Source organism: Acidimicrobiales bacterium, from assembly GCA_035512495.1.
GTDB lineage: Bacteria > Actinomycetota > Acidimicrobiia > Acidimicrobiales > CADCSY01 > DATKDW01.
In genome coordinates, this window is the sequence record DATKDW010000094.1 from 13,927 (window position 1) to 36,812 (window position 22,886).

Here is a 22,886-nt window from a genome sequence, read left to right on the forward strand (position 1 = left end):
CGAGGTCCTGCGACGCGAGACGCTCACCTGAGCGCAGCGCGGGTGGCCGTCAGCCGTGAGCCGCCCGGCGGAGACGGTCGGCGACGGCGACACCGAGGCCCTCTCCCTCCGGCGGCACCACCACGAGCAGGTCGAGGTGCTCGCCGTCGGCGGCGCGGAGCCAGCGGTAGAGCCATCGGGCGTAGGTGGCGACGTCCCCACCGGCGTCCCACGCCGCCACCGCGCCTGGCGCCTCCAGCCCGTTCGGCGACACGACACCGACCCGGCGGCCCCTCGCCGCCTCCGCCGCCACGCGGGCGAGCGCGGCCTCGCCGTCGAGCACCGCCAACGGTGTGGCCGGCGCGTAGTGCGAGGCGAGCATCCCCGGCGCCCGGGCCGGCCCCGACGGGGTGTGGCCGACCGGGCGGCCGAGCACCTCGGCCAGCTCCTCGGCGCTGACACCGCCGGGGCGCAGGACGGTGGCCGCACCGCCGACCAGCTCGACGATGGTCGACTCGACCCCCACCGTGCACGGCCCGCCGTCGACGACGAGGTCGATGACAGCGCCGAGGTCGGCGACCACGTCGGCGGCGGTGGTGGGGCTGACCCGGCCGAAGCGGTTGGCCGACGGGGCCGCCAGCCCGCCACCGAAGGCCGAGAGGAGCCTGGCGGCCACGGGGTGGTCGGGCACCCGCAGCGCCACGGTGTCGCGGCCCCCGGTCACCTCGGTCGGCACCGACGGGTGTCGCTCGAGCACCACCGTGAGCGGCCCCGGCCAGAAGGCCGCCGCCAGCAGATGGGCGTCGTCGGGGACCGGTCGAGCCCACCGCTCGAGGGCCTCCGCCCCGGGGAGGTGGACGATCACGGGGTGATCGGCGGGGCGGCCCTTGGCCTCGAAGATGCGCCGCACCGCGGCCGGGTCCGACGCGTCAGCGGCCAGGCCGTAGACGGTCTCGGTCGGGATGGCGACGAGTCCACCGCCGCGCAGGACGGCGACGGCCCGCTCGATCGATGCATCGGAGTCGTCGACCACCTCGGTGGGGGCAGGTCCGGACGGGGTCACCGTGCCATCCTGCCCGCCCGGAGGGCGCAGCGGTCAGCCGGCGAACGTGCGGCGACGGCGCACAGACACCACGCCGAGGTCGAGCGACCGGGTACGGCCCGTCGCCGTTAAGGTCGACGGCATGGATCGCAGCGTCGCGGCACGAGCACGCGTGCCGGGCGCGACCCCCAGACCCGGCCGAGTCGGCACGGATAGGAGACCACGTTGCGCGTTTGGATCGACCAGGACCTCTGCACCGGCGACGGCATCTGCGCCGAGATCTGCCCCTCCATCTTCGAGATGGACGACGACGGCCTCGCCTACGTCAAGGAGAAGGAGTGGCCCAACCGCTTCGGCCCCGACGGCAGCGGCGACTCCCCGAAGCTGAAGATGGGCGAGGGCACCGCCGCCATGCCCGAGGACCTCGTCGGCGACATCGTCGAATCCGCCGAGGAATGCCCCGGCGAGTGCATCTTCATCGACGTCGACTAGCTCGACCGGCCTCAGGTCTGGCGCTGGTAGCGGGCTATCTCGGCCCGGCCCACCACCATGTGGTGCACCTCGTCGGGGCCGTCGGCCAGGCGGAGCGTGCGCTGCGAGGTGTACATGTCGGCCAGCGGCGTCCACTTGGACACACCGGTGGCACCGTGCATCTGGATGGCCTGGTCGATGATCTGGCACACCCGCTCGGGCACCATGGCCTTCACCGCGCTGACCCACACCCGGGCTTCAGCGTTGCCCATGAGGTCCATGGCCTTGGCCGCCTTGAGCACCATGAGGCGCATGGCCTCGATCTCGATGCGAGCCCGGGCGATGATCTCGGTGTTGCCGCCCAGGGCCACCAGGGGCTTGCCGAACGCCTCCCGACTGAGGCCGCGCTCGACCATGAGGGCCAGCGCCCTCTCGGCCGCACCGATGGAGCGCATGCAGTGGTGGATGCGGCCCGGGCCGAGTCGCAGCTGGGAGATCTCGAAGCCGCGCCCCTCGCCGAGGAGCATGTTCTCCTTGGGGACGCGCACGTCGGTGAAGCGGATGTGCATGTGGCCGTGGGGCGCGTCGTCCTTGCCGAAGACGTGCATGGGCCCGAGGATCTCGACGCCGGGGTGGGGCAGCGGCACCAGGATCTGCGACTGCTGCAGGTGGGCGGCGGCGTCGGGGTTGGTCTTGACCATGACGATCATGATCTTGCAGCGGGGGTCGCCGGCACCGGAGATGTAGTACTTCTCGCCGTTGATGACCCACTCGTCGCCGTCGAGCTCCGCTGAGCACGAGATGTTGCGGGCGTCGGACGACGCCAGGTCGGGCTCGGTCATGGCGAAGGCGGATCGGATCTCGCCGTTGAGCAGCGGCTCGAGCCACTGCTTCTTCTGCTCGGGGGTGCCGACCCGCTCGAGCACCTCCATGTTGCCCGTGTCGGGCGCCGCGCAGTTGAGGCACTCCGAGGCCAGAGGGTTCTTGCCGAGCTCGACGGCGATGTAGGCGTAGTCGAGGTTCGACAGGCCCTGGCCGGTCTCTGCGTCGGGGAGGAAGAAGTTCCAGAGCCCGTTGGCCTTGGCCTTGTCCTTCACCCCTTCGAGCAGCTCGAGCTGGCCAGGGGCGTAGCCCCAGCGGTCTTCGCGGTCCTCGCCGAGCTTGAAGAACTCGACGCTCATGGGCTCGACCTCGGTGGCGATGAAGGTCTTCACCGCGTCGAGCAGCGGGCGAGCGCCCTCGGACATCCCGAGGTTGAACAGCTCGCCTCCGAAGTCGTCGGTGTTGAGTGGGTTGGCAGGCATTGGTCCCCTCCGAGGTCGCGTGCTGACGATGATGTCACTCCGGCGGGGCCCCCGGCCCCGCGGCCGTCAGTCGATGATCGCGGGGTAGACGAGCGTGCGGAGCTGGCCGCCGAAGTCGAACGTGCCCGACATCATGAAGTTGACCATGAAGACCACCGTGAGGTCCTCGGAGGGGTCGTTCCAGAAGGTGGTCGAGGCTGCGCCACCCCACATGTACTCGCCGGCCGAGCCCACCCGGGCGGTCTGCACCGGCCCCTCGGTGACCGCCATGGTGAGACCGAAGCCCATGCCATCGAAGCCGACCTCGCCGTAGCCGGTCGCCATGTCGGACAGCTGGGCCCCACGGGGCAGGTGGTTGCTGGTCATCAGCTCGATGGTCTTGCGGCCGAGGATGCGCACACCGTCGAGCTCGCCGCCGTTGAGCATCATGCGGGTGAAGCGCAGGTAGTCGGCCAGCGTCGAGACGAGGCCACCTCCGCCCGAACGACCGCAGGTAGCCGAGGTGGCCGTGGCGGGCGATGCCCACCTGGCAACCAGCGATCTTGCCCGGCTCGAGGTAGCGACGGGTCAGGTGGTCCCCGATGCGCTCGAGGCGGCGCTCGTCGAGGCCGGCGGCGTCCGGGTTGATCTTCACGGTGGTCCCCCTACAGCTGCGTCGCCGGCTCCACGGCACGGCGAAGATGAGATCGTCGAAGTGTTGCAGACTGCAACGCCTCGTGCGCCCGGTGCCGCCCCTACCGCTCGGGCCGCAGGACCCGCCGGGGGTGGCGCCCGTCCACGTAGCCGACGAACGGAGGGTAGATGTTGTACCCGAGCAGCTCCTGCAGCTGGGGGCTGAGGGTGGCCACCACCTCCTGGGGCACCGCGAGCACGTGGTTCTCCTGCGGCCGGAGCCACGAGGAGACGTACTCGAGGATCACCCCGAGCCGGGGCCGGTCGGTGTGGTTGGCGCCGCCGCCATGCCAGAGGCTGCCGAGGTAGAACATCACCGAGCCGGCGGGCATCTCGGCCACCACAGTCTCGGCCTCGTCGGGCTGGTCCTCGCGCCGGTGGCTGGCCGGCACCAACCGGGTTGCCCCGTTGGCCTCAGTGAAGTCGTCGAAGGGCCACATGGTGTTCACCACCACGTCGCCGTGCGGGCGGGCGAGGGGGTAGATGCTGTCGTCGCGGTGGAGGACCTGCGCCTTCTCGCCGGGCCCGATCTGGATCCCCACCGGCGCCGAGAGCTGGTGGTGCTCGAGGACCTTGTCGACCACGCCGAGGACGAGGGGGTGGGTCGCCGGGTCGTCGAAGGCGCGGGTCTTGGCGAAGAGGGCGTAGACCCGCTGGGTGGCGAAGCCCTCGAAGTCGTTGCGACCCGTTGGGGTGCGGTCGAGCACGCCCTGCAGGTCGGCTCGGATGGCAGCGACCTCGTCGGCGTCGAGGATGCCCTCGACGACGGCATAGCCGTCCGCCTCGAGGCCGTCCACGACGGTGTCGACGGTCGCGTCGGCGAAGGTGGTGCGCACGCCCAGACGCTACGTTGCCGGCCGGAGGGTCGCGATGCCGGAGTGCCGAGTCATCGAACTGGGAGGCCAACCCGTCGCCGGGGTGGCCGTGAGCGACGGGGTGTCGGTGGCCGTCACCGGACCCGACGGTCGGGCCATCCTGCCCGACGACGGGCGGCCCTTCGCCTGGGTCAGCCGGCCCTCGGGCCACGACGCCCGGACGTGGTTCCACCGCCTCGACGACCACGACGGCCCCGTGACCTTCGAGCTGCACGCGGTGGACCAGCCATCGCCGCTGAGCTTCGCCCAGATCACCGACCTCCACGTGAGCGACCTGCCCGAGCCCGAGAGCCTCCCCCTCGCCGACAGCCTCTACGGCTACGACGGCGACGGGACGCTCGTCGGACGCCCCCTGACCGGCGTCGCCGACCTCGAGCGGGTGCTCCGTGAGGTCGCCGGGATGGAGGGCCCCGCAGGACGGCCTGCCTTCGTGGTCGCCACCGGCGACCTGACCGACCACGGCACGGTCGGCGAGTTCGCGCTGCTGCGCCAGGCCCTCGCGACCTCCGCGCTGCCCGTGCACGTGCTGCCCGGCAACCACGACCACTACGGCCACAACCACGACCCCCGTCCCGACGACGACCCCGTCGACTCGCACGGCATGGGCACGGGCACCACCACCCGCTATGAGGACGAGGTCGGGCCGCGCTGGTGGTCGCTCACCTGCGCCGGGCTGCGCCTCGTGGCGCTCGACTGGTTCAGCCACCGCCTCGGTCGCGACCGCGACGACCAGGAGCGGTGGCTGGCCGCCGATCTGGCCACCGCGCCGGCGGGGGCGCCGGTGCTCTTCTTGACCCACGACCAGATGGCGGCCGACTTCTTCGCCCGGGTGGCCGAGGTCGCCCCCCACGTGCGCGTCGTCGGCTCACTCTCGGGCCATTGGCACACGTCGAGGGTCGTGCGGTCCGACGGTCAGGTCCATGCCAACACCGGCAACGCCACCTTCGGGAGCTTCGACTGGGCACCCGCCCACGCACGCCTCTACGGATGGGACGCCGACGAGCTGACCGTCCGCACGGTCGCGCTCGGTGGGGGCGCAGCCCTGGGCTCGTCGACCTTCGCCGCAGCGCCTGGCCCGCCGGTCTCCGCCGGCGGGGCCGGCTGGGCGGTCCGCCTCCCGGGGGCGGTCCACCTGGCCCGACCCCTGGGGCTCGACGACGCCGTGGTGGTCGCCTGGTCCGACGACGACCGGGCAGCCGGCGGGCTGTCGTGCCACGACACCGGCACCGGCGAGGAGCGATGGCGGGTGGCGCTCGACGCCCCCGTCCGGGCCGGGGCCACGCTGGTCGAAGGTGCCGGCGTGGTCGTAGGCGTCTCGATCAGCGGCGGTGTCGTGGCCGTGGACGCTGCCACCGGCCAGGAGCGCTGGCGGGCCCAGGTCGGTGACCGCCTCATCGCCTGGGTGCATGCCGCCCCGGTGGTCCTCGACGGCGCCGTCGCCGTCGGTGAGGTCCGCTGCCTCGCCGCGCTCGACGTGGCCGACGGGCGGGTCCGCTGGCAGCGCGACGACCTCGGCCGGCCCGAGAACACCGCCACGCCCATGCAGGGGGTCGTGCAGGACGCCACGCTCGTGGTGCCGTTCTCGCTGATGCCGCAGCACACCTTCGGCCTCGACCCCGACACCGGGGCCACGCGGTGGTCACGAGACGGCCAGGCCATGCACGCCGCCACCAGCGACGTGGTCCCCGACCCCGAGGGCAGCGACGTCTACCTCACCCGCCTCGGGGGCCGCGTGGAGCGCTCGTCGGCCGCCACCGGCGAGGTGCGCTGGGCCGCCAAGGTGCGAGCCGCCTTCGCCACCGGGCGGCCGCTCGTCACCGACGGGTCCGTGGTGGTCACCAGCGCACTCGGTGCCGTCCATCGCTTCGACGCCGAGACCGGCACCGAGGTCTGGCGAACCCAGCTCCCGGGCGACTCCCTCCTCGCCATGGGCCCCTACCGTCGGTCCGGCCTGGCCGTCCCTGCCGGCCCCGCGCTCGGTGCGGGCACGATCATCCAGACCACCGGTGACGGTGGCGTCCACCGGATCGACCTGGCCACGGGTCACCAGGCGTGCCTCGCCGCGCTCGGCTGTCCCCTCACGGTGCCGGCGGTGGTGGTGGGCGACGACGTGATCGTGGCCACGGCCGAGGGCAGCCTCCTCCGCCTGGTGGGCTGACGGCCAGCCGCGACGTTCGCCGCTTCGACTGGCGGTTCAGTGCCCGTCGGCGTCGGCGACGGCGCGGGTGAGGTGGCGGGTGACGCAGGCCACCGCCCGGTCCTCGTCACCATCGGTCAGCGCGTCGACGAGGCCACGGTGCTCGTCGACCACCTCGGCCGAGTCCGGGTGGACGCGTCGCAGGCCGCGGAGGCACAGCCGGGTCTCGGCCAGCAACGTCCGGTACATGCGGGCCAGACGGGGGCTGCCGGAGACCTCCACGAGCGCCTCGTGGAAGGCGAGGTCGACCTCGGACACGGCCGCCCAGTCGTCCGCAGCCGACGACGCCGCCATGTCGGCGACCAGGCCCGCCAGCGTCGCGAGGGCCTGCGGGTCCCGGCGACGGGCGACCAGCCGGGCCGCTTCGCGCTCCACCACCGACCGAGCGAGGTACACGTCGGCCACCTCGTCGGCCTCGATCGTGGCCACGAAGACGCCACGGTGGGGGACGGCGGCGAGCAGGCCCTCCTGGACCAGGCGCTGGAACGCCTCGCGCACCGGACCCCTCGACACCTCCAGCTGACCGGCGAGCTCCACCTCGGTGAGCTGGCGACCGGGCTCGAAGCTCCCGTCCATGATGTGACCCCGGATCGTCTCGGCGATCACGTCGGCCGTGGAGCGGCGGTCGAGGGGCTCGAGGCTCGGTGTGGGAGCAGACATGTCCAGCTCGTTCGGTAGATTGTCGACAATGCTACGCGAGCATCCACGCTGGGACAGCCCGGCGATGACGACCTTCCTGTGACGCGCCACCAGCCAGTCGTCGTCGTGGTCGAGGCCCCGGACGAGGCCGACCCTCCCGGGCTCGACCGCCTCGTCACACTCGGCGCGTCGGTGCGCGTGGTGCGCACCGAGGCCGAGCTCGCCGAAGCGGTGGCGGGCGCCGACGTCGTCGCCGTGTTCGACATCCACAGCCGACTCCTCCACGGCCTGGGCGACGGGATCACCGGCGTCGGGTGGGTCCACGCCGCCAGCGCCGGACTCGACGCCGTGCTCACCCCCGCCGTCCTCGCCGGTGACGCCGCCGGCCGACTGGTGGTCACCAACGCCCGGGGCACCTTCGACCGGCCCATGGCCGAGTTCACCCTTGCCATGCTGCTGCTCTTCGCCAAGGACGTGCGGGCGACCCTCGAGCACCAGCGGGCGCACCGGTGGGTGCACCGCGACACCGAGCTGCTCGCCGGACGGCAGGTCCTCGTGGTGGGGGCCGGCTCCATCGGGCGCACCACCGCCCGGCTCCTCACCGCGGTGGGCATGGAGGTGGCGGGCGTCGCGCGCCGGGCCCGCCCCGACGACCCCGACTTCACCCGCGTGGTCGGCCCCGACGCCCTGCACGAGGAGCTGGGACGGGCCGACGACGTGGTGGTCTGCGCCCCCCTGACCGCGGCGACCCGAGGGATGTTCGACCACGCCGCCTTCGCCGCGCTCCGCCCCGGCGCCCGCTTCGTCAACGTCGGTCGGGGGGCGATCGTCGACGAGGACGCCCTGCTCACCGCGCTGCACGAGGGGCGGGTGGGGGCCGCCGCCCTCGACGTCTTCGTCGACGAGCCGCTTCCCGCCGACCACCCGTTCTGGGACATGGAGCAGGTCGTCGTATCGCCCCACCAGTCCGGCGATGTCGTCGGGTGGCGCGACGCCCTCACCGCCCAGCTGGCGCAGAACCTGTCGCGCTGGCAGCGCGACGAGCCGCTCGACGCGCTGGTGGAGGGGGCGGTCGACCTCGCCGCCGGGGCGACCACGTGAGCGAGCTGGTCGACCTCGACGCGCACACCCTGCTGGCGGCCTACCGCTCGGGCGCCGCCTCCCCCGTGGAGGTCACCGACGCCCTCCTGGCGCGCATCGACCGGCTCGACCCCGACCTCAACGCCTGGTGCCACCTCGACCCCGAGCGGTCACGGGCCGAGGCGCTGGCGTCGGAGGCGCGCTGGAGCGCGGGCACACCCCAGGGTCGCCTTGACGGCGTCCCGGTGGCCGTCAAGGACGTCTTCCTCACCGACGGCTGGCCGACCCGCAAGGGGTCCGTCCTCGTCGACCCCGCCCAGCGATGGGACACCGATGCCCCCGCGGTGGCGGCCCTCCGCCGCAACGGCGCCGTGCTCCTGGGCAAGACGACCACGCCCGAGCTGGGCTGGAAGGCAGTCACCGACTCCCTCGCCGACGGCGTCACCCGCAACCCGTGGGACCCGGCGCTGACCCCCGGAGGCTCGAGCGGGGGCAGCGGCGCCGCCCTGGCCGCCAGGATGGCGCCGCTTGCGCTGGGGACCGACGGCGGCGGCTCCATCCGGATCCCGGCCGCGTTCACCGCCACCGTCGGACTGAAGCCGACGTGGGGACGGGTGCCGCTGTGGCCACCCAGCCCCTTCGGAGCCCTCGCCCACGCCGGGCCCATGGCCAGGACCGTCGCCGACACCGCCCTGCTGCTCCAGGTGCTGGCCGAGCCCGACGCCCGCGACGCTGGCGCGCTGCTCCCCGACGACGTCGACCACCTGGCGGGCCTCGACGCCGGCGTGGCCGGGTTGCGGGTGGCCTACAGCCCGACGCTCGGCTTCGCGCGGGTCGATCCCGAGGTCGCCGACGCCGTGGCTGCCGCCGTCGCCACCCTGGCCGACCTCGGCGCCCACGTGGAGGAGGTCGATCCCGGCTTCGACGACCCGCTCGAGACGTTCATGACCCTGTGGAGCTGCGGGGCGGCCCAGGCCACCGCCCACCACGACGACGAGGCTCGCGCCCAGATGGACCCCGGCCTGCAACGGGTCATCGCCGACGGCCGCAGCCGCGGCGCGGTCGAGTACCTCGACGCGGTGGCGGCCCGCTCGGCCCTGGCCGTCCACATGAGCCTGTTCCACCAGCGCCACGACCTGCTCGTCACCCCCACGCTGCCGATCCCCGCCTTCGGCGCCGGGCGTGACGTGCCCGAGGGGTGGCCCGACGAGCGCTGGCCCACGTGGGCACCGTTCAGCTACCCCTTCAACATCACCCAGCAGCCCGCGGCGTCGGTGCCGTGCGGGTTCACCGCCGCCGAGCTGCCCGTCGGCCTGCAGCTCGTCGGGGCGCGTGGCGCCGACGCCCTCGTGCTCCGGGCCGCACGAGCCTTCGAGGCGGCCCGACCCTTCGGCGAGCAGCGCCCGCCCGAGCCGCGCTGAGGGAGGGGGCGACAGCGCCACCCCCCGGGACCATCAGCTGACGCCGAGGTCGGCCTCCACCTTGGCGAGGGCCCCGTCGAGGATGTCGATGGCCTGATCGGCCTCGGCAGTGGTGACGACGAGGGCGGGGATGAGGCGGACGACCTGGCCTTGGGGGCCGCACGTGAGGAGGAGCAGGCCAGCCTCGTCAGCGGCGGCCAGCACCCTCGCCGCCGCCTCGCCACCGGTCGCCTGCTCGGTGTCGCCCAGCTCGAGGCCGATCATGAGCCCGAGTCCGCGCACGTCGTCGATCACCGGGTGAGCGGCGGCGAGGGCCCGGCACCGCTCGAGCAGGTGGGTGCCCACGGCGGCGGCGTTGTCGACCAGGCGCTCGTCGTCGATGACCTGGAGCGTGGCGAGGGCGGCCGCGCAGGCCACGGCGTTGCCGCCGTAGGTGCCCCCCTGCGAGCCTGGGAAGCCCCGGCCCATCAGCGCGGGTGCCGCCATGATCGCCGACAGCGGCATCCCACTGGCGAGGCCCTTGGCCGTGATCACCACGTCGGGCACCACCCCGCTGTGCTCGTGGCCCCAGAACCGGCCGGTGCGGCCCACCCCGGTCTGGATCTCGTCGGCGACGAGGAGCATGCCGTGGCGATCGCAGCGCTCGCGCAGGCCAGCCAGGAAGGCGTGGGGCACGGGGACGTAGCCGCCTTCGCCCAGGACCGGCTCGATGAAGACGGCTGCGGTCTCGGCCGGGGCGGTGGTGGTCGCGAGGAGCAGATCGAGCTCACGCAGGCAGAACGACACCGCGTCGGCCTCGCTCCAGCCGTAGCGGTGGGCGTTGGGGAACGGAGCGATGACGACGCCGCCGAGGAGGGGCTGGAGCCCGGCGCGCACGGCGAGCTTCGAGGTGGTCATGGAGGCCGCCCCCATGGTCCGGCCGTGGAAGGCGCCCTGGAAGACCACGACGTTGGGCCGGCCGGTGGCGTGACGAGCCAGCCGCAGAGCCGACTCGACCGCCTCGCTGCCCGAGTTGGAGAAGAAGACCGAGCCGTGGCCTGGGAGGCGCTCGACCATCGCGTCGGCCAGGGCGTCAAGGGTGGGGTGCCACACGGTCGTGCACTGGCCGTGGATCAGCTCGCCGGCCTGGCGGCGGATGGCCTCGACCACCCGGGGGTGGCAGTGCCCGGTGCTGGTGACCCCGATGCCGGCGGTGAAGTCGAGGTGCCGACGGCCGGCGGCGTCGAAGAGCCAGACCCCCTCGCCGCGCACCGCGGTCAACGACGTGGCCTGCTTGAGGAGGGGGGAGCGGGTGGTCATCGCCGTGATCCTTGCCGGACGAGGAGTAGGATTGTCAACAATCTAACGAAGCACCCCGATCCCGTCGAGGTCCCAACCCGGGACCGAACCTGAAAGTGGCCCACCATGGCCCGACACCTGTCGATCGAGCTCCCCAAGCACGATCTGCGCTGCGTGGCACGCCTGCTGGAGGCGGAGGCCCCCCGCACCTGTGCCGCGGTGTGGGCTGCCCTCCCGCTGGCGGGCGACGTGTACCACGCCAAGTACGCGCGCAACGAGCTCTACACCTTCGTCCCGCCCGTCGCCGAGCTCCCGATCGGGGCCGAGAACCCCACGGTCACACCCATCCCCGGCGACGTCGTCTACTTCGAGTTCTCCTCCGGCGCCCTGCCGGCCGCCACCTACGGCTACGGCGACGGCGAGGGTGCCGCCGGGCGGGACATGGTCGTCGACCTCGCTCTCTTCTACGGCCGCAACAACCTGCTCCTCAACGGCGACGTGGGGTGGGTGCCAGGCAACGTCTTCGCCACCATCGTCAAGGGCCTCGACCAGCTCGCCGCGGTCGGCAACGACCTCTGGCGGGCCGGCGCCATCGGCGAGGAGCTGCGCTTCAGCCGCCTGGAAGCGACATGAGCCTGCTTGACGACTGCCCCCAAGCCGGTTCGGAGGAGCCGCCGCCGACGCCGCCGACGCCGCGGACCCCGTCGACGCCGAGCCGGTACCGCGCGCGCATCGAGTACGAGCAGACCCTGGCGGAGGTGCCCATCGGCGTGGTCGTGCCCTTCGACTTCGCCCTCGACTGGGAGTACTGGCGCTACCTCCCCGCGGGCGTGGGGCTCCACTTCACCCGCACCCCCCACCTCCGGCGGGACTCCGGGATGTCGCTGGCCCGGGCGGTGGGCCGGCCCAACGTGGCCGGGCGAGCTGCCCGCAGCCTCCTCGCCGTCAAACCAGCCGCGGTGCTGTACGCCTGCACATCGGGGAGCTTCGTCGGTGGTGTCGCCGGCGAGGCCGCCCTGCGGGCCGCCATGCGCGCCGCGGGGTGCCACGAGGCGGTGACCAGCTCGGGCGCGGCAGTGGCGGCGATGCAGGCGGTGGGCGCCCACCGGGTGGCGGTGGCCACCCCGTACTCGAGCACCCTCACCCGCCACCTCGTCACCTACCTCGACGAGTCGGGGTTCGAGGTCGTCTCGGCCGACTACCTCGGTCTCCACCGGGGCATCGCCAACGTGAGCCAACAGACCATCATCGACCTCGTCCGCAAGGCCGGCAGCAGCGGGGCCGACGCCGTCTTCGTCAGCTGCACCTCGATGCGCACCTACGGGACCGTCGCCCGCCTCGAGGGCGAGCTCGGCATCCCGGTGTTCACCTCGAACCAGGTGTCGCTGTGGGCCGTACTGGTGGCGGCCGGCGTGCTGCCGCGCCCCGCTGACGCCCCCGATCCGGCGTGGGTGCTCGGTGGCGGCGACCCCATGGCCAGGTCCACCCGGTTGCTGATGGAGGCCACTGCGGCCGGCGCCGCGGCCGCAGGCTGAGGCTCAGCGGGCGAAGAGGGCGCCGAGGCCGGACTGGCCGCCCCGGGCCGCGCCGGCGAGACCCAACGCCTCCCACATGGTGACCTGGTTGGCGGTGAGCACGGGCTTGGCCACGGCCGACTCGAGCTCGCTGATCCAGGCCACGGTGTGCAGGGCGGTGTCGGGCACGAGGACCACGTCGGCGTCCGGGTGGTCGTGGGCGACGACGAACGACCGGATGCGATCGAGCCCGAAGGTGCCCACCTCGGTCGCCGTGAGGATGTCCTCGGCGCCGGAGGCGAGCACCTCGACGCCAGCCTCGGCGAGGAACGACACGAACGCGTCGACCACGTCGACCGGGTAGGTGGCCGCGATGGCCGGCCGGCGCAGGCCCAGGTGGGCCATGGCCTCGACGAAGGCGAGCGAGGTGCTCGACGCAGGGACACCGAGGGTGTCGGCCACGGCGGCGACCTGGCGGCGTGCGCCGTCGAGGCCGAAGACGAAGCTGCCGCTGGTGCAGGCCCACATCACCGCGTCGGCTCGCCCGGCGAGACGGCGGGCGCCCGCCGCCAGGCGCTCGGGGCCGCCGAGGTCGAGTAGGGCGTCGATGCGGTGGGCGTCCTCTCCCACCGACGTGTGCACCACCTCCACCAGCGGGCGGGCGGCGGCGAGCGAGGCGAGCAGGGGGTAGTCGTCCTCGGCTGCGTGGCCGGGGTAGAGGAAGCCGAGCCGCGGGCCCGCTGCGGTGGTGTTCTCGGGCACCCCCGCAACCTACCGGCGCGAACTGGGTGGGGCTCGTGGCCCACGAGGTCGTCGTCCCGCTGGCGTGGCGGCTTGGTGGCCGAGCGAGGGCGGGTCGGGCCCATCGAGGTGGCGGAAGTAGCCTCGACCCCGGAAGGATGCGCGGCGTTCCACGCGGAGCTCGGCGCGGAAGTTCCGCTCCCGTAGCTCAGGGGATAGAGCGTCGGTTTCCTAAACCGTGCGTCGCAGGTTCGAGTCCTGCCGGGAGCGCCTTATTTCATAGGGTTTTTGACTCAGCAAGACCCCGCCAACACGCTTTCTCCGCGATCTTGTTCGCCTCGACCGCCCAATGGATCCAGGCTGGTCTTGCGACGCTGGTTTCCATGATTGTGGCACTGGCCTGGAATACCCGACGTCGGGGCCGCTAGCACCGATTGCTGCCGGATCGAAGGGCGGGCGCGCCCACTCGTATCTGGGATTCGCGAGCGGCCGGTGGTCAGCCGCCGACGGAGGGTGGGACGAGATGCTGCCGCAGCCAGGCCGCGGTTGCTGCCTCGTCGAGATCTCCGGATGCGATCGCCATCACTGCGCGTTCGGCATCGTCAACGTCGGGGTGTGGATGCCAAGACCAGTCGTTGATGGCCACGAACATGCGCATCGACACCCAGGCCGCCCGCTTGTTGCCATCAGGGAGCGGATGGTTCATCGTAAGACGAACCAGCAGGACCGCTGCCTTGTCGACGAAGTCCGGGTACAGGTCGACATCTCCGTATCCGGCCTGGGGAGCATGCAGCGCGGAGTCGGCCTACGAAAGGCGCGACATCTTCATCAGGACGGGCACTTCGATACCGGTGATCTCCTCCGCGATGACGAGGAAGTCGGCCAGATCGAGGTACTCGACGGTCACTTCGCCAGTCGTTCGAGAAGCTCTCGGTCCTGCTTCACAATGTCCCGCAAACGCTTCTTGAACTCAGGGTCCTTGCGTCGCCGCTCGACCGCCTCGGCGAGGGCGTCCTTAATCGTCTCGTTGAGGCTGGTGCCCTCGGCACGAGCGACCGCCTCGGCGTCCGCGGCGAGGTCGTCAGGCAGGCGAACGGTCAGGTTCTTCGTCATGACATCACGGTATCACGGTATCATCCGCGCTATTGCCGCTTCTTCTTGCATCAAGTCGAGGCCCGCCAAGGACGCGAAGCGCACCGAGTTGGGGTTACGGAGCTCCCAGGCTGGCGCACTCCATCCCCCTGACTTTCAACGTTATCGGGCCGGCGGTGTCGCCACGGCTGACGCCGGCGACGAAGGTGCTGTTGAACCACACGACAGACCTCAAACGATGACCGGACGCCGGCCAATGTCGTCGAGCTCAGCAGCGGCTGGTCCTGGGTCGAGGACCTCGATGATCTCCAACTTGACCCCCTCGACGATCCGCCGGTGGTCGCTGTCGCCTGGCGCGCCGAGTGCGACGAGCGTCTCATGCGCATCGGCGGCCGCAGCGGTGTCGATGTCGAGCGTCGGACGATGGGTCTCGCCGAGGTGACACCAGACGGCGAAGCCACCGATCACCGACCAGGTCCCTCCGGTTCCCGCGACCTGGCGAAGGGCCTCGACGAACGGCCGGTTCACCGATGGGAGCACCAGCTCCTTCATCGCCACACCACCTTGGCCCCGGGCAACGTCGGCTCGATGGAGATCCAGTCGCCGAGGATCTCTCGTCCTCGGGCCGACGTCGACAGGTCGAGGGCAGCCACCACGGGGTGCACCACAGCGTCCACCGCCGATGCGACCACCAGCGGTGTGGGCGCCATGGCCACCTGGATGGCTGAGCCCTCGGTCCCATGCCGAAGCCGGTGGCGATCGAACAACGCTCGGTCTGCGCAGTAGTAGCGCCGGTTGCCGGCCAGCGCAGACGCGCCCCAGGAGGCGGACGCGGCGTCCCCGGCGAGCACCCACCCGTCGCCGTCGGGCTCCGTGTCAACGGTGACCGGCTCGACGATCCACGCGTCGCTCGTTGCCCAGAACAGCTCTGGGACGACCGGCGCGCCGTCCGAGTCGACCAGGGCGACCTGCATGAGATGGTGGCGCGCTCGGGAGATGGTGGAGGGGGCCATCTCCGACATCCTGGCGATCTCCCGAACGCCGCGAGGGTCGCTCGGTCGCTCGAGCAACCCAAGCGCCAGCGAGACTCCCCCGACGCCGACGACCGGCCGTCGCGGATCCGGCCCGTCCACGCCGGTCACGTACGAACGGGTCGGCACGTCGATGCGGACGCCGATCTCCGGCAGCCACAGGCGAAGCCGGCCACGCCGGTCCCAATACGACCAGCCGGCGCGCCGCAGCAAGTCTTCGGCCGCTGAGTGGATCATGTCCGCCACGATCAGACCGGGCTCCGGTGAGGCCTCGAGCAGTCGCTCGGCCACCGTCGGAGTGACCGAAGCTCGTTGCTCCACGATCCTCGTCGTCACACCAGCCTCGGAGGACTCGATGGTGAGCACATCGTCGTGCGTCGCCACCTTGATGTCTGGGGCGACCTCGCTGACCACGTCGGTGAGCAGTCCTGCACGCACGACACCAGTAGAGCGTTGTGTGTTCGATCTACGTCGAACACGCAACGCTCGGAGTGGATCCACCCCGGGGTCGACGCCACATGCCGTGACGATCGAAACCGGTCATGCCGCGACGTCCAGCTGTCTAGCGTCTGCTCGATGGGTCGTTCGGACCGATTGCAACCACGACGGACCGTGCTACTTCGAGAGCGTCCACCTCTGCCGAGGTGTCGACGCGGATGAGCGGCACGGCAAGGCGGAGCGGCTCGATCAGCGGCCAGAAGCGCTCGAAGTCCTCTGGAGTCATCCCCTCCTCGGCGAAGCCTAGATGGCGTTCGCCCGACTGGACCCGGTCAAGGAAGCGTTGACGAGCGAGCTCAAACGGGCAATCGCAGTAGACCTGGACCATGGGAAGACCGAGCGCCTCGAGTTCGGGCTCGGAGAGGTCGGTCCACAAGGCAGAGTCAACGACGGCGGTCTTCACGGTTCGCATCGCGTCGAACTGAAGCGCGACGGCAGCCGCACCAAGTTGTCGTGACCAACCCATGTCGCCAGTCCCAAGGGTGTCGAACAGGATCTCCTTGAACCGATCCTTGGCGATGAGCGGGAGCCCCAAGTGCGACGCGAGAGAAGAGGCGAGCGTCGACTTCCCACTTCCCGGCAGACCGGTGACAAGGACGATTGACACCGGCGCGAGCGTAGCGAGCGACGAATCCAGCCCTGGCTCAGTGCGAGCGCTTTGCCAAGGCGCGAAGCCCAAGAAGCGCCGATAGGTGTCGCTTCGGGCGCATCGGCCTGACGCGTTATCGAGCGGGCGATCGGTGCGTCCGCTCCATGTCGGGCAGCTGCTCCTCGAGGTCACGACCGTCCTCGATCCCCAAATCGCAGGCCTGCGGGTCTGCGGGTCTGCGGGTCTGCGGGTGACTGTCTTGACTACGGGTCCAGGGGTGGCCGTACCGGAGGAGGATCCTCGTCGAGCGCGGCGCGCATGCTCTCGACCGCGGTGGGGTCGGCCGCGGCTCGGATCGCAGCTTCGAGGTCGGCGACCGGCTGCTCGCGATGATCGGCGAGCCACTCGAGGATGGGCGGCGCGAGGTAGTGGGACACCCAGTACTCCGCCGACTCCGCGTCCTTGAGATCAACAGCCGCCCACTCGCCGTGGGCGGCGCCGGATCGAGCGCCGTACCAGTCGACGATCCGGTGCCACTCGGCGCACCGCCAGAACGAACCCGGAATGCCGATGGATCGCAGCACCGCGAGCCGCTGGCGGTCACGCCGGCTGACGGGATCGAGGTTCAGGTACGGGCAGGCGGCCGCGGTAGCCGGGTTCCCGCACCTGTGCTCGCTGCCGACACCGCAGCTGAACCAGGAAGCGAGACGGGCCAACCGGTACGTCTGGCTGCCGGAGTCGCGTTCGAGAAGCCACGACTCGAGCGCGCTCGCGATGCCGATCATCTTTAGGTCGGCTTGATGGTCGAGGGCGGCACGCGACAGAAGCCGAGTCCCTGCGATCGCTCGACGCTGCGCCTCTGACGGTGCGTCCGCCGCAAGTGCCTCGCTCAAGAAGGTGAACGCCTTGGACGCTGACCATGCAGCGAAGCTCTCGGCGTCGAACGTCCAGCCAGCGTGATCGCCACGGAACCGCCACCCGAAGGCGGCGCGGTCCCAGACAGCGACGTACTCGATCGGCGAGCTGTACAGGTCACCAGGCAGGCCGAACGTCGTCTCGTGAGTGACTCTCCGACTCAGCTGGAACAAGCGAAGTGCGTCGAGCGCGGCTGCGAGTTCGTCGAGCGCAGCGTCGAGTTCCCCGCCCGGAACGACTGCTACGGACCCCTTGTCGGCAGACGCGAGGACCTCCTGGACTCGCCGAGCGACATGGCCGTCTGGATCGCCGGCCGGTGGCGTGTTCGCCAGCAACGGTGCGGCGTCGTTTCCGGGATGGATGACGACGCGACCTATAGGCCATGGGCCCGGGACGCCCAGGGATGGCACGGGCACGAGGTACCTCGCTGGCTCACTCTTAGTGTCGTCTGACATCCTCACGGCCTCAATCACGACTTCTGCAGCTCAGCGTCTCCGCGTAGGACAGCTCCCGATCTTGGTCTAGCGCGCGTCGTGTCGTGCCGATTGCGCTCCCAATCAGATGGCAGGCAGCGGTCATCGACGGCTACTCCTCGCCTCTGCCACTGTCTCAACGTGCCGCTTCGAACGGCCGCTGGCGCGGGTGGTCGATGCTGGCTGCTCGATGCCGAGACGACCGTTGATCGCGGAGGCAATCTCCTCAATCGGTCCTGCTTGGGGCAGTTGCGCGGACGCATCCTGATGCCCACCGTCGACGCGGTAGCCACTGAGTGCCGGCGGACGTGAGCGGATGTCGCGCTTCCCGATCACGAGCAGGTCCGTCGTCGCGTCACAGGCCGGTCGTACCGTCGGGTGCGTCATGCCCGAGCGAAGCAAGCGCCATCACTTCCTGCCGCAGCTGATCCAGCGCAGCTTCGCCAAGGACAGCCAGGTGATGACGTTCGATCGCGAGAAGCGGGCGTCGTACCCGCAGTCGATCACGACCGCTGCTGCCGAGAACGACTACAACAGCCTGCTCCTCGAGGACGGCACCCTCTCGGACGCTGCCGAGAAGGCCATCTCCTCCATCATCGAGGGTCCCGTCGGGAAGGTGCTCCAGCGGATCGACACCGGCGGCTGGGTCGAATCGAAAACGGAGCTGTTCGCGCTCGCTCGGTTCATCGTCTTCCAGTTCCTCCGGGTGCCGAGCAACCGCGAGCAGATGGACGCGCTCGCTGACCAGACGATGAAGCTCGACATGGCGGCGGGTGGGCCCGCCAAGCTCCGCGAGGTCCTCGACCAGGCGTTCGGTCGACCCGCGACCGACGAGGAGGTGTGGGAGCACTGGGAGGCGATCCGAGACTTCGACGACTGGTCATTGGTGCTGCCTCGCGAGCATCACGTCCAAGAGTCGCTCCAGATGCTGGACGAGTTCACACCGGCTCTCGCCACCGGCTACCGGTGGTCGGTGATGCGCTGGAAGCGGCGGCATCTCCTGACGTCCGACAACCCTGTCGTCCTCGTACCACCCGATGGGTCAACTGAGCCCGCAGGGCTCTACACGGCAGGGATGATCTTCATGTCGATCTCCCGCTCGACGGCGATCGTGCTGACCAATGGTGCGGTCTCTGATGAACTTCCAGAGGGCCCGGCTGTCGCAGGGACCTTCGCCATGGCACGGCGCTTCAACGGGATGACCGCGGCGATGGGCCGCCGGTGGATCTACCACCACCCCGACGACTCACTCGACGACCTGCTCGGTGAGGGTTGGGAGCTGCCGGTGATCCCTCCTATCTCGATGGACGACGACCACAGTCGTGAGCTCCGGCGTCGACTCGCGCTCATGGCCGAGTGGGCGTTCCACCACCCCGACCAACCCCATCCGATGTTCGGTGACGTCGAGTGGGACTGGGATCGCGATGTGCCCGGCCCGCGAACCGACACAACGGAACCCGCGCAAGAGCCGCCCGAAGGGCCACGGGCCTGAGTCACAGCTGATCGTGGCGGACTTCCACCGATGGCGGACCCCTTCCCCAAAGACCGGCAGGCTCACCACGCACGACGCCGGACCCATCCACGCTGCAACGAGGGAGCGATCTGCTCGCGACGCGCCGATCTGTTCGCTCTTGAGGCGCCGGCCGCCTGAGATCGCGAGCGCGCGTTCGGGGCGGCGACGATGATGTCCGATATGACAGAAAGACAGGCTGAGCAGCCGCCACTGGAGTTCCGACCCCTCGTCGAGACGGACCTCGTGATTGTGAGCGACTGGCTTTCAGCCGAACACGTTCGCCGGTGGTGGCGAGACCCGGCCGACATCGGCGCCGTTCGAGCGAAGTACGTTCCGAGGATCGCGGGCGAGGAGCCGACGGAGGTGTTCATGGTCGCGCTAGGGGATGAGCCCATCGGGCTCATCCAGCGCTATCGCTTCAGCGACTACGGGAAGTGGGCAGCGACCGTCGCCGGCACCGACTTGGTGTTCCCGTCGGCAGCGGGGATCGACTACCTGATCGGCGTCGACGAGCACACCGGTCGAGGTCTTGGTACCGAGATGATCAGGTCGTTCACCGACCGGCTTTTCGAGGAGTACGCGGACGTCCGTACGATCCTGGTGACACCTCAGCATGGGAACCGCGCGTCGTGTAGGGCGCTCGAGCGCGCTGGCTACTCCCTGGCATGGGTCGGCGATCTCGACTCCGACGACCCCGCGGACGCTGGCGAGTCTGCGATCTACGTCAAACACCGCTCGGACGGGGTGCCTGCCTGACTACGCCCACGACGCGCCGTTATGGACGGCTCGGGGACGACCAACGTCAGGATTATGGGGCGGGTGATCGGGGTGGCGGGTTGGCGGGTCAGCCGAGCCCGAGGACGGTCGCCAGTGCCTCGTCCACACCCCACAGTTCCTCAGGGCTGAGGTGACCGCAGAGATCGCCGAGCCGTGACGCGTCGACGGCTCCGAGCTGTTCCACCAGTACCCGGGTGGCTTGGCCCTCGAGGTCGATCTCTGGTCGGAACGATGCGGGTCGAGCACTCGTAGAAGTTGGGGCAACGAGCACGACCGACCGAGGAAGGAACTCATTTGCCTGCACGACGACGCCGAAGCGCTGACCATGTTGTTCATGCCCGGTTCCCTTGGGCAGCTTGAAGTGGTAGACGTCACCTCGGAGCACGAACAGACTCCATCAGCTCAGCTACGGCGAGCATCTCGTCTCGATCGGTCTCGTCGGCCTCGAGAGCGGCAACCTCGGCAGCCAGAGCTGATCGCTCGCGCATGCGCCGCGCCGACGCGATCAACGAACTGCGGATCGCCTCTGACCGCGACATTCCAGCCGCCTCCAGCGACCGAAGTGCCTGTTCGGCTTCGTCATCGAGTCGGACGGAGATCGCCTGCGCCATAGCGGGAGTGTATCACAACACGTGATACGGCACAGGGAGTGGCGGAGCGCCAAGGCCGCGTCCGATGCCGGCATGGCCGCGCGTAAGCGCCGATCGGAACGGGTTGGGCTTGTCCGCCTCTCGTCGTTCGGTGCGGTTGATCGGTACCTCGGCCGTCGGCGGCCGTCGGCAGAGGGCGCGCACAGTCACGCGCTCTCGGCGAGGAGGGCTGCTGCAGCTCGGACGACCGTGCTGGGTCGATGCCATGGCACGCATGGGACCGCGTTCCAGCATCCCAGGGGACCACGCGTCACCCGAGGCGCCAGAAGGCACCGGTGAGTCCCAACGCGTCCAGAATTGACTGGTTCGCCTCCCGCGTTCGCGGGACCCACGCTGGCGACAGCCGATCACCCCACCACCAGTGAGCGAGTTCGCTCAGCTTCGACACCGAGATCGTCGCACCCGGCTCTCTGGGGCCGAGCCACCGGAGGATGTGCTCTTCCGACCGGAAGAGGTTCATCGTGCTTCAGGTGAAGCCGATGTCGTTCCACCAGTCGACCGCAGGGACGAGGCAGTGGAACAGCAGGGACGGATCCGACGGCTGCTGATCTCGCACCTCGACTCGGATCGCTTCCCCGCAGTCGGGGCAGGAGCTCTCGATGTCGCCGTCGGATTGGAGCGCAGCGCACACGCCGAACGCGTCCCATGCACAGTTCGCGAACCACCAGCGCTCACCGGCGAGGACGCGGTACGCCGTTGGCACCGCCGAGAACGGGTTCGCCATGCGGATGTCGCCACCCGCGTGCAGGACCAAAGCGTGAGCCTCGTGGAGCCGGCGCCATCCTGATTCCACCTCGGCACGGGTGGACTGCTCGATGTCGGCCACCTCGTCGGAGCGAGGCGCCCGGCCGAGCTCTACGAACAGAGCGTACGTAGTGTTGCGCAGGCGGATGTCGGCATCGTCGATGCCGCAGCATGCCACGGACGATGCTCATCCGACGCGCGATCTCCGGGTCACCGCCGTGCACCTGCCACACCTCCTCGATGCGGTGCTCCGACCCGCCGAACGCTTCTGTCGGCTTCGTCGACGGGCGAGTCGTGAGGGGGAGAAGCGCTGCTGTAGATCCGCAGGGCGCAGACGAGGACAGGACCATGATGTGACGCTCCTATCAGCGCACGAATCGCCCGACTTCGCCAGGGCGCACGAGTACCTAACCGGCGTTATACGGGTGATCGCGGCCTGGACTGGGAGTCCTAGTCGCACCCACCTTGACGGGTCCGGACGGGCCAGCTCGACCGGGGTTGTAGCGGATGGAGGTGGCATCGGGGCATCTGCCGTGTACCAGGTCTCGACCGCCGAGCTCATCTACGCACGGTTCAGGCCAGGGGGATGTCGCGGAGACCGCCCTCGGTCACCGCCTGCATCCACGGACCGTCTGGCGCGGCGTCGACGAGCTCCTCGATGCGGTGCCAATGCCGGCGGAGGATGGCGCGACTGTCGGCGGTGCTCTGGCTCTTCCTGCCGGTAAGGACGAAACCACGGACGCCGTGTCGACCCAGGCGTTCTTCTCGACAGGGCGGTACCGGATGCGCTGATCCCGGGTGATCACCACAAGCCGGCGGTGCCCGATGATCGGCAGCCAGTGGTCGTCGAACGACCCGCGCGGCACCTCGGGGAGGTCCGGATGTCCCGGATGGACGACGTCGCCGCGCTCCTGCGCGAGGAGCTTGCCGAGGGCCAGGTCGTTCTCGTCAACGAAGAACCTGGGCGCCAACGTCGACTACGCCGCCAACGACCGGAGCTGCTCCTCGTATGCCACGGCTGCGCTCACGACGTCGTTGGGCAGGTCATAGGCGTCCGAGATCTCATCGAGCGTCTCGCTCGCATCGAACAGCTCCCACAGGCGTTCCGTTGCCACACCTTCGACCGATGGGCGCCCGAAGCGCACGAGCGGGTCGATCACGACAGGCGAGGCGACCCCGGCTGGACGGATCCGACGTACTCGCCTGGGGACCGCCGCCGCCCTCGCCGCCACCTTCGCGGGGGCACTGTCAAGCTGGATCTACCACGTCGGACGCTACGACCACCTCGGCGACACCACCGTGCTCGCCCACAACCTCATCGGCATGCTCTCCCTCGTGGGCGCAATCGGCTTCGGGCTGGCCGGCGTATTGACCAAGCGATCCCCCGCTGC

Annotated in this window: 25 protein-coding genes and 1 tRNA gene; 9 read left to right on the forward strand and 17 right to left on the reverse strand. The window is 70.5% G+C overall.

Annotated features, from left to right (window positions below; genetic code table 11):
- Window positions 1–49 precede the first annotated feature (49 nt).
- The gene (locus VMN58_13605; protein ID HUF34235.1) at window positions 50–1,042 is read right to left on the reverse strand and encodes an L-threonylcarbamoyladenylate synthase; all 993 of its coding nucleotides are present in this window, start codon (window positions 1,040–1,042) and stop codon (window positions 50–52) included.
- Window positions 1,043–1,246: 204 nt separating this feature from the next.
- Between VMN58_13605 and VMN58_13610 the strand changes: the two genes are divergently transcribed.
- Window positions 1,247–1,513 carry a ferredoxin gene (locus VMN58_13610; GenBank protein ID HUF34236.1) on the forward strand — a complete coding sequence of 89 codons (267 nt, stop codon included), beginning with the start codon at window positions 1,247–1,249 and terminating at the stop codon, window positions 1,511–1,513.
- An 11-nt stretch (window positions 1,514–1,524) separates the two neighbouring features.
- On the opposite strand, the gene VMN58_13615 is transcribed toward VMN58_13610, so the two are convergent.
- From VMN58_13615 to VMN58_13625, 3 genes are all read right to left on the reverse strand, one after another.
- On the reverse strand, window positions 1,525–2,796 hold the full coding sequence (locus VMN58_13615; protein HUF34237.1) for an acyl-CoA dehydrogenase family protein: 1,272 nt from the start codon (window positions 2,794–2,796) through the stop codon (window positions 1,525–1,527).
- A 66-nt stretch (window positions 2,797–2,862) separates the two neighbouring features.
- Window positions 2,863–3,333: a serine hydrolase gene (locus VMN58_13620; protein ID HUF34238.1), complete on the reverse strand. Its 471-nt coding sequence runs from the start codon at window positions 3,331–3,333 to the stop codon at window positions 2,863–2,865.
- A gap of 197 nt (window positions 3,334–3,530) precedes the next feature.
- A complete protein-coding gene (locus VMN58_13625; GenBank protein ID HUF34239.1) occupies window positions 3,531–4,304 on the reverse strand; it encodes a phytanoyl-CoA dioxygenase family protein in 774 nt (257 codons plus the stop codon).
- 88 nt (window positions 4,305–4,392) lie between these two features.
- Here VMN58_13625 and VMN58_13630 point away from each other — a divergent pair, with 88 nt between their 5' ends.
- Window positions 4,393–6,501, forward strand: a complete 2,109-nt coding sequence (locus VMN58_13630; GenBank protein ID HUF34240.1) for a PQQ-binding-like beta-propeller repeat protein — start codon at window positions 4,393–4,395, stop codon at window positions 6,499–6,501.
- 36 nt (window positions 6,502–6,537) lie between these two features.
- Here VMN58_13630 and VMN58_13635 read toward each other — a convergent pair whose 3' ends face one another.
- Window positions 6,538–7,200 (reverse strand): GntR family transcriptional regulator, encoded by a 663-nt coding sequence (locus tag VMN58_13635; protein HUF34241.1) that lies wholly within the window; start codon window positions 7,198–7,200, stop codon window positions 6,538–6,540.
- A gap of 78 nt (window positions 7,201–7,278) precedes the next feature.
- Here VMN58_13635 and VMN58_13640 point away from each other — a divergent pair, with 78 nt between their 5' ends.
- Both VMN58_13640 and VMN58_13645 read left to right on the forward strand, forming a co-directional pair.
- Complete coding sequence (locus VMN58_13640) at window positions 7,279–8,280, forward strand: D-2-hydroxyacid dehydrogenase (GenBank protein HUF34242.1); 1,002 nt, start codon at window positions 7,279–7,281, stop codon at window positions 8,278–8,280.
- The gene (locus VMN58_13645) at window positions 8,277–9,680 is read left to right on the forward strand and encodes an amidase (GenBank protein ID HUF34243.1); all 1,404 of its coding nucleotides are present in this window, start codon (window positions 8,277–8,279) and stop codon (window positions 9,678–9,680) included. The genes VMN58_13640 and VMN58_13645 overlap by 4 nt, the downstream gene beginning before the upstream one ends.
- Window positions 9,681–9,713: 33 nt before the next feature.
- On the opposite strand, the gene VMN58_13650 is transcribed toward VMN58_13645, so the two are convergent.
- Complete coding sequence (locus VMN58_13650) at window positions 9,714–10,979, reverse strand: aminotransferase class III-fold pyridoxal phosphate-dependent enzyme (GenBank protein HUF34244.1); 1,266 nt, start codon at window positions 10,977–10,979, stop codon at window positions 9,714–9,716.
- Between the two features lie 105 nt (window positions 10,980–11,084).
- On the opposite strand from VMN58_13650, the gene VMN58_13655 reads away from it, so the two are divergent.
- Window positions 11,085–11,591 (forward strand): DUF3830 family protein, encoded by a 507-nt coding sequence (locus VMN58_13655; protein HUF34245.1) that lies wholly within the window; start codon window positions 11,085–11,087, stop codon window positions 11,589–11,591.
- Window positions 11,588–12,493 carry a hypothetical protein gene (locus VMN58_13660; protein HUF34246.1) on the forward strand — a complete coding sequence of 302 codons (906 nt, stop codon included), beginning with the start codon at window positions 11,588–11,590 and terminating at the stop codon, window positions 12,491–12,493. Before VMN58_13655 ends, VMN58_13660 begins: the two co-directional genes overlap by 4 nt.
- Window positions 12,494–12,496: 3 nt before the next feature.
- Here the strand turns inward: VMN58_13660 and VMN58_13665 are convergent, their stop codons facing one another.
- Entirely contained in the window at window positions 12,497–13,234 is a 738-nt protein-coding gene (locus tag VMN58_13665; GenBank protein ID HUF34247.1) for a hypothetical protein, read from the reverse strand.
- 176 nt (window positions 13,235–13,410) lie between these two features.
- Between VMN58_13665 and VMN58_13670 the strand changes: the two genes are divergently transcribed.
- A tRNA-Arg gene (locus VMN58_13670) sits at window positions 13,411–13,483 on the forward strand.
- Window positions 13,484–13,709: 226 nt separating this feature from the next.
- Here VMN58_13670 and VMN58_13675 read toward each other — a convergent pair.
- The 6 genes from VMN58_13675 to VMN58_13700 all read right to left on the reverse strand — a co-directional run bounded on the left by VMN58_13675 (window position 13,710) and on the right by VMN58_13700 (window position 17,811).
- A complete protein-coding gene (locus VMN58_13675; protein ID HUF34248.1) occupies window positions 13,710–14,006 on the reverse strand; it encodes a Fic family protein in 297 nt (98 codons plus the stop codon).
- 110 nt (window positions 14,007–14,116) lie between these two features.
- Window positions 14,117–14,326 carry a ribbon-helix-helix protein, CopG family gene (locus tag VMN58_13680; GenBank protein ID HUF34249.1) on the reverse strand — a complete coding sequence of 70 codons (210 nt, stop codon included), beginning with the start codon at window positions 14,324–14,326 and terminating at the stop codon, window positions 14,117–14,119.
- 210 nt (window positions 14,327–14,536) lie between these two features.
- Window positions 14,537–14,857, reverse strand: coding sequence for a hypothetical protein (locus VMN58_13685; protein ID HUF34250.1), 321 nt, complete (start codon window positions 14,855–14,857; stop codon window positions 14,537–14,539).
- Window positions 14,854–15,774, reverse strand: a complete 921-nt coding sequence (locus VMN58_13690) for a hypothetical protein (protein ID HUF34251.1) — start codon at window positions 15,772–15,774, stop codon at window positions 14,854–14,856. The genes VMN58_13685 and VMN58_13690 overlap by 4 nt, the downstream gene beginning before the upstream one ends.
- A 124-nt stretch (window positions 15,775–15,898) precedes the next feature.
- Entirely contained in the window at window positions 15,899–16,441 is a 543-nt protein-coding gene (locus tag VMN58_13695; protein HUF34252.1) for an AAA family ATPase, read from the reverse strand.
- 245 nt (window positions 16,442–16,686) lie between these two features.
- Window positions 16,687–17,811 carry a hypothetical protein gene (locus tag VMN58_13700; protein HUF34253.1) on the reverse strand — a complete coding sequence of 375 codons (1,125 nt, stop codon included), beginning with the start codon at window positions 17,809–17,811 and terminating at the stop codon, window positions 16,687–16,689.
- 385 nt (window positions 17,812–18,196) lie between these two features.
- Between VMN58_13700 and VMN58_13705 the strand changes: the two genes are divergently transcribed.
- Together VMN58_13705 and VMN58_13710 are read left to right on the forward strand one after the other, a co-directional pair.
- Window positions 18,197–19,303 carry a DUF4238 domain-containing protein gene (locus VMN58_13705; protein HUF34254.1) on the forward strand — a complete coding sequence of 369 codons (1,107 nt, stop codon included), beginning with the start codon at window positions 18,197–18,199 and terminating at the stop codon, window positions 19,301–19,303.
- A gap of 201 nt (window positions 19,304–19,504) precedes the next feature.
- Window positions 19,505–20,080, forward strand: a complete 576-nt coding sequence (locus VMN58_13710) for a GNAT family N-acetyltransferase (protein ID HUF34255.1) — start codon at window positions 19,505–19,507, stop codon at window positions 20,078–20,080.
- Window positions 20,081–20,168: 88 nt separating this feature from the next.
- Here the strand turns inward: VMN58_13710 and VMN58_13715 are convergent, their stop codons facing one another.
- The 4 genes from VMN58_13715 to VMN58_13730 all read right to left on the reverse strand — a co-directional run bounded on the left by VMN58_13715 (window position 20,169) and on the right by VMN58_13730 (window position 22,655).
- The gene (locus tag VMN58_13715; GenBank protein HUF34256.1) at window positions 20,169–20,486 is read right to left on the reverse strand and encodes a type II toxin-antitoxin system PemK/MazF family toxin; all 318 of its coding nucleotides are present in this window, start codon (window positions 20,484–20,486) and stop codon (window positions 20,169–20,171) included.
- Window positions 20,473–20,712: a hypothetical protein gene (locus VMN58_13720; GenBank protein HUF34257.1), complete on the reverse strand. Its 240-nt coding sequence runs from the start codon at window positions 20,710–20,712 to the stop codon at window positions 20,473–20,475. The genes VMN58_13715 and VMN58_13720 overlap by 14 nt, the downstream gene beginning before the upstream one ends.
- 505 nt (window positions 20,713–21,217) lie before the next feature.
- Window positions 21,218–21,673 (reverse strand): organomercurial lyase, encoded by a 456-nt coding sequence (gene merB, locus VMN58_13725; GenBank protein ID HUF34258.1) that lies wholly within the window; start codon window positions 21,671–21,673, stop codon window positions 21,218–21,220.
- A 799-nt stretch (window positions 21,674–22,472) separates the two neighbouring features.
- A complete protein-coding gene (locus VMN58_13730) occupies window positions 22,473–22,655 on the reverse strand; it encodes a DUF433 domain-containing protein (GenBank protein HUF34259.1) in 183 nt (60 codons plus the stop codon).
- Window positions 22,656–22,886: the final 231 nt, after the last annotated feature.